Raw genomic sequence first — 6,000 nt, 5'->3', positions numbered from 1 at the left:
TGCCCGGACATGGAGTCAAGGGAGATGTCTTCTGGGATTACGCCGTTGACGCGAGTAGGCATGGTGCGCTCTAACGTTTGAGCTAACCGGACCGTTGCGGTGTGTGGCTAAAGGCCCAGAATGAAATGGAGGGCCTTCTGCCGCACGCCGCAACGGGTCCGGTTGAGCGAATGGTTAGGCCTCATTCGCGACGAAAGTGGCAACGTTTACCTGTTGCTATACCCGTGTCGTGCCATTGCAGCAGCGAGATCATTAATTGCGAGCGTGAGCAAGTCGCTTCGCACCTTCGTCAGAACATCTTGCTTCGTGATTTCTTCTAGTTCGGTTGTTAATCCGTATCTTTCCATAGGTTCTTTAGCGACATTCTCTTGACTGAAGCGTCCGACAAGGCGCTCTCCACTACGGGTAAAGAGGACCAACGACATTCCAGAGTAGAGCAGTACCTCAGAGCGAACATTCGGCGTGCCGCTATCGAAGCGCAATCCGAAACCGCTAGGTACACCTCGCTCATCCATGAAGAATTTTCGGAAGACGAACAGCAGATCGACATCCAGTCTTTTCGCGAGAGCAGCAGATTCTTCAGATGTGAGGTCGAGGCTAACGCCAACAGACTTTGCCGCCAGTTTCGCCCGACGGGTTTCTTGCGCGACGACGCCGGCGTCAGGTACCCTCCAATTGGGGCGTGTAGTTCTTAGGATCTGTTCACCTTCACTCTGTAGCGCAGCGAGGAATGTGTCTCCGAGAGGGTACGTCAGTCGTTTGTATCTCGAGAATCCTGGACGACTCAAGTACCCTTCTTCATCGGACAAGAGGATGAAGGCTGCGGATCCAATGGTTTGGTCGTCAATCGGCCTTCGGGGCGGCGGGGCCGCGCAGCCCGTAACGATTGGACCTAGTGCTGCGAACAGGAAAGTTTGAAGTAGCTGTCGGCGTTGCATACAGATTGCTGTGTCTAAGTATTGGAGAAGGCGCGAGGCGCTGCAGTGGAGACTATGAGGCCTAACGTTTGAGCTACCCGGCCCGCGACGGCAGGACGCCGAAGGGCCAGAATGAAATGAGGCCCGAAGGCGGCATGCCGTTGCGGGTCCGGTTGAGCGAATGGTTAGCCGTCATGGCGCCCTGCCAATCCAACGAGAGCGTTAATGTGCTTCGCTATGTCCTCGGGCGTGGCGTCAACACAGAACAATTGAATTACCTTCTGATCATGATGCCGTTGGCCACCAGTAACTCGCGCCTCCATTTCCAGCAAAACTCTGACGTTGCCTGGCCATGCGTTAGGGCTGCTGCCGCCAGACTTTGCGTACTTGATACTGGACAAAGGTACCTTAGTCGCCAAGCCAGGGCCGAAAGATATTTCAGCACTACCGAACTCCAGCAGTGGTCGATCGAATGGGCTCATCTTCAGGAGAAGTGCAACAACTACTAGCGCCCACGAGGCAGCAAGAATCATTAGAACGCCGCTTTTCAGACCAATCCAGAACAGCGCGGCCGCAATGACGAACATCGGCGCCAGGCTTGCGACGAGCTTCGGCTTTGAGTAGAAGACGAATCTATCCATTGTTGACGGCTAACGTTGAAGCTGAGGGGCCGAAGCTAGCTGGCCGCGCGGAGCTGAAGATATACAGGCAGCGTAGCGCGGCCAGCTGGCGTAGGTCCACTCGAGCGACCTGTTAGGCCTCCAGCGCGTAATCATGCTTGTGCCCACACGACCTCGCCTGGGTGATGCTCCTTGATAGTTGCAACGGCGCACTCGACTGCGTCCCATTCACCCTCGGCAATCTCGTAGTCGAAATCTGTCACATCGGCACCGTCAGCTCTGAGCGCTTCCAACTCATCCGGCGAGAGAACTCCAGCCGTAACCCACAGCGCACAACCCGAGGCACCAAGGCCGACGAAGCTTTCATATCCGGATCGAGAGGAAATGAGGAACACCATGAAAGAGGCCTAACGTGTTGTATATCGCAGGCAAACGCCGCTTATCACGGCTGCCGTCGCAATAACCGGTTGCACGCATGGCCAAGTAAGTGCTTGTCGGAATTGATTTTTCCTGCTGATTGTCTGCATTTCATCCAGCATTAATTTTCACGACAAAAGCCGCGCTTGTTACAAACAACCTGGTCGGTTCGTCGGGCGTCGGCAGCTGGATCGTAGGTGGCTATGTTGCCATCAAATCGCAGCGTTATTTCGCCGACATTCACCCGTTCACCCGTTCACCCGTTCACTTCTCTCCGCTTCACTCACTCAAATCCTGCAACTGCACCAACCGCTGATACAGCCCGCCCTCGAGCGCCATCAACTCGCCGTGGCTGCCGCGTTCGACCAGGTGGCCGTGGTTGAGTACGACGATCTGGTCGGCTTCGCGGATGGTGGAGAGGCGGTGGGCAATCGCCACCACGGTGACGTGGCCGCGCAGCGCCGTCAGGGCTTCGCCGACGATTTGTTCGGTCGCGCTGTCGATATTGGAGGTGGCTTCGTCGAGGAACAAAATCTTGGGTGCGCCGGCCAGGGCGCGGGCCATGGCGATCAGCTGTTTCTGGCCAGTGGAAACGCGGGCGCCGCCTTCGCCGAGCAAGGTGTCATAACCCTGGGGCAGGGCGGACAGGAATTCATCGATGCGTGCGGCGCGGGCAGCCTCGCGCATCTGCGTTTCGCTGATGTCGGGGCGGCCCATGGTGATGTTCTCGCGCGCGCTGGCGGCCATCAGATAGGGCTCTTGCGGCACCAGGCCCACGGCTTGGCGGAAGGCCTCGTCGGGCACGCTGTCCAGGGCCTGGCCGTCGATCGTGATGCGGCCTTGCTGGGGGGCGTAAAAGCGCAGAAGCAGGGAGAGCAGGGTGGACTTGCCGCTGCCCGTGTGGCCGACGATGCCGACAAAGCTGCCGGGTTCGAAGTGCAGGTTCAAGCGCTCCAGCACCGGGCGGCCAGGTTGGTAGCTGAACTCCAGGCTTTCGATGCGGATCTCGCCGGCTTCGATGCGCCGGCCGGCTTGCTGGCTGCTGCTGACCGGTGCGGTTTCCTGCAGCAGGCTGCGCACGCGTGCGGCGGCAATCATCGATTGCTGCAGCTGGCTGAACTGCAAGGTGATCTGGCTCAGTGGCTCGACCACGCGGGCGATATAGCTCAGGAAGGCGTAGAGCAAGCCCACCTCCAGCCCGCTCAGATCGCGCTGGCCGAAGCCGTAGATCACGGTCACCAGCAGCAGCACATTGAGCAGGTCCAGGGCCGGGCGCAGCAGCCAGGCATTGGCGCTGAGCTCGCGTACGCGGGCGCCCCGGTGCTGGGCATTGGTGGCCTCGAAGCGGGCGCTGAAGCGCGGCGCAGCGCCGGCCGATTGCAGCATGGCCATGCCGGCCATGCTCTCGGCCATCTGCGCGTTGATGTCGCTGCGCAACTCGCGCGCACGCGCCACGGCCGGCGCGCTGAGGCGGCGGTAGATGCTGATGATGATCAGCATGGCCGGCACCAGCATGGCCACGATCAGCATCAGCCGCCAGTCCAGCCAGGCCATGGCGATCAGCGAGCCGAGCACGACGATGCTGGAGTCGAGCATCACGTACAAGACCTGGCGGTAGAGGGTGTTGACCGCCTCGCTGTCGTTGGTGACGCGACTGACCAGCTGGCCGGTGATGGCGCGGTCGAAAAAGGCCATGGGCAGGGCCAGCACATGGCTGTAGACCCGCTCGCGCAGGCGCTGCACCGAGCGCCGCGCCACGCCGGCCATGCGGCTGAGCTGTGCAAAGCGGATCCAGCTGGCAGCCCAGCCGGTCAGCAGCAGGGCAGCCAGCAGGCTGGCCATGGCCTGCACGTCCATCCCGTCGAAACGACCGGGTAGCAAATAGGTGTCGATGTAGTGCTTGCCAAGGATGGGCCCCAGCGCTTCCAGGCCGGCGGCCGTGATCAGCCAGGCCAGGCCGCGCCAGAGCTGCGGCCGCTCGGGCTGGGCCGCTTCCATCAGCAGGCCGACCGCTGCCCAGGGGGACTCGGGTTTGCTGGCTTCGGCGCTGCTGTTGCTGTTGTCGTTGCCTGCCGTGGCGGTGTCAGAGTGCGTCAAGGCTGGCCTCCAGTTGTTGATAGCGCCACTGCGTGGCATACCAGCCACCCAGGGCGAGCAGCTCGGCGTGGCTGCCGCGCTCGGTGATGCGGCCGCCGCGCAGCACCAGAATCTGATCGGCCTCCATGACCGCGCTCAGGCGGTGGCTGACGATGATGGCGCTGTGCTCGGGGCGCTGGCGGCGCTGGGCGCGCAGGTGGTCGAGGATCTGTGTTTCGGTGCCGGTGTCCACGGCCGAGAGCGCATCGTCCAGGAGCAGAACCCCCATGCCTCCTGAATGGGCTGGCCCGGCGCTTGGAACACCGAGATGGAGCAGCGCCCGGGCAATCGCCACCCGCTGTCGCTGGCCGCCCGAGAGCGTCACACCGCGCTCGCCGATTTCGGTGGCATAGCCCTGCGGCAGGCGCAGGATGTCCTCGTGCACGGCGGCCAGGCGCGCTGCTTCTTCGACCTCGGCGGCGCTGGCCTCGGGCCGGGCCAGGGCGATGTTCTCGCCGATGCGGGCCGAGAACAGGAAGGGCTCTTGCGGCACCCAGGCCAAGGCGCGCCGCAGCGCCGCCAGGCGCAGCGCGGGCAAGACCTGGCCCCCAAAGGTGATCTGCCCTTGGCTGGGCTCGAACTGGCGCAGCAGCAGACGCAAGAGTGTGGACTTGCCCGACCCGGTCGGTCCCACCAGGCCCAGGGTCTGGCCGGGTGGCAATTCCAGCGCAATGTCCTGCAGGGCCGGCTTCTGAGCCTCGGGGTAGCTGAAGCTGACTGCCTCGAAGCGCAGGGTGGCCGCCGGCGGCAGATCAGCCTGGCCCTCGTCCTGCAGGCTCAGCGGCGCTTCCAGCACTGGGCCGAGGCGGTCCCAGGCCGCGCGGCCGCGCTCCAGCAAGGACAGCACCCAGCCGGCGGCGAACATCGGCCAGATCAGCTGGCCCAGGTACATGGTGAAGGAGGTCAGCTGGCCGATGCTCAGCTCCTGGCGCGCCACCAGCCAGCCGCCCAGGCCCAGGGCGATGGCCATGGCCGCGCTCAGGGTCATGCCCACGGCGGGCTCGAACGCCGCCTCCCAGCGCTGGGCCTGGAAGCTGGCCTCGCCGGCGCCGGCGGCCAGCTCGCTGAACTGGCGGGTGTTGCGCGGCAGCAGGCCCAGGGCGCGCAGGGTGCGCACACCGCTCAGGCCTTCTTGCACATGCTGGTTCAGCCCGGAGAACTGGGACAGGGAGCTTTGCCAGGCATGGTGCACATGGTTGGAGATGCGCCAGAAGGCAAAGGCCATGAAGGGAAAAGGAATCAGGGTGGCCAGACCCAGGCGCCAGTCCACACCCACCGTCATCATCAAGAGCACCAGCAGCAGGGTCAGGCTGCCGTCAAACGCGGCGAGCAGGGCTTCGCCGGCGGCCATTTCGACGGCGTCGATGTCGTTGGTGGCCAGGGCCATCAGGTCGCCGGTGCGCTTGGCCTGAAAGTAGGCCGGGCCTTGCAGGCTGAGCCGGGCATAGAGCCGGGTGCGCAGCTGCTGGCCTAGGCGGTAGGCGGCCGCAAACAAGGCCAGGCGCCAGCCCACGCGCAGCAGGTAGATGCAGACCCCCGCGCCCACCAGCAGAGCCAGCTCGTGCAGCAGGGCTGTGCCTTGCAAGCGGCCGGCCACCAGGCCGTCCACCACCTGGCCCACCTGGCGGGGGATCCAGACGATCAGCAGGGCAATGCCAGCCAGCATCAGGGCCGAACCGGCATAGGCCGGCCAATGCCGGCGCACAAAGCCGGCGAGCATCTGGGTCAAGGTCATGGGGAAGGGAGCGAGGTTGGCGAGTTCGGGCCGCGGCCGGCAGGGGCGGCGCACACTTCAGCGGAGGGCTGGCGCGCCGTCCGAGGCTGGCTGGGCTGGACAGGATTCTAGGAGGCGCGCTCGCCCGGCTTTGTCAGCAGCCCGGACTGGCCCTCAGACCCGTGAGCGCCTGCCC

The 6,000-nt window shown here is 63.8% G+C and carries 5 protein-coding genes; all 5 read right to left on the bottom strand.

Translation table 11 applies throughout. From position 1 onward, the window contains the following. Positions 1-206: 206 nt before the first annotated feature. The gene (locus LNV28_RS09345; protein WP_263518780.1) at positions 207-809 is read right to left on the bottom strand and encodes a hypothetical protein; all 603 of its coding nucleotides are present in this window, start codon (positions 807-809) and stop codon (positions 207-209) included. A gap of 293 nt (positions 810-1,102) precedes the next feature. After that, a complete protein-coding gene (locus tag LNV28_RS09340; protein WP_263518778.1) occupies positions 1,103-1,558 on the bottom strand; it encodes a hypothetical protein in 456 nt (151 codons plus the stop codon). A 131-nt stretch (positions 1,559-1,689) separates the two neighbouring features. After that, positions 1,690-1,935 (bottom strand): hypothetical protein, encoded by a 246-nt coding sequence (locus LNV28_RS09335; protein ID WP_263518776.1) that lies wholly within the window; start codon positions 1,933-1,935, stop codon positions 1,690-1,692. 298 nt (positions 1,936-2,233) lie between these two features. Next, positions 2,234-3,952 (bottom strand): ABC transporter ATP-binding protein, encoded by a 1,719-nt coding sequence (locus LNV28_RS09330; protein WP_263518806.1) that lies wholly within the window; start codon positions 3,950-3,952, stop codon positions 2,234-2,236. 85 nt (positions 3,953-4,037) lie between these two features. Then, positions 4,038-5,825, bottom strand: a complete 1,788-nt coding sequence (locus tag LNV28_RS09325; protein WP_263518774.1) for an ABC transporter transmembrane domain-containing protein — start codon at positions 5,823-5,825, stop codon at positions 4,038-4,040. Positions 5,826-6,000 lie beyond the last annotated feature (175 nt).

The organism is Paucibacter sp. DJ2R-2, assembly GCF_025717675.1.
GTDB lineage: Bacteria > Pseudomonadota > Gammaproteobacteria > Burkholderiales > Burkholderiaceae_C > Paucibacter_A.
This window is presented reverse-complemented; position numbering and strand designations above follow the sequence as displayed.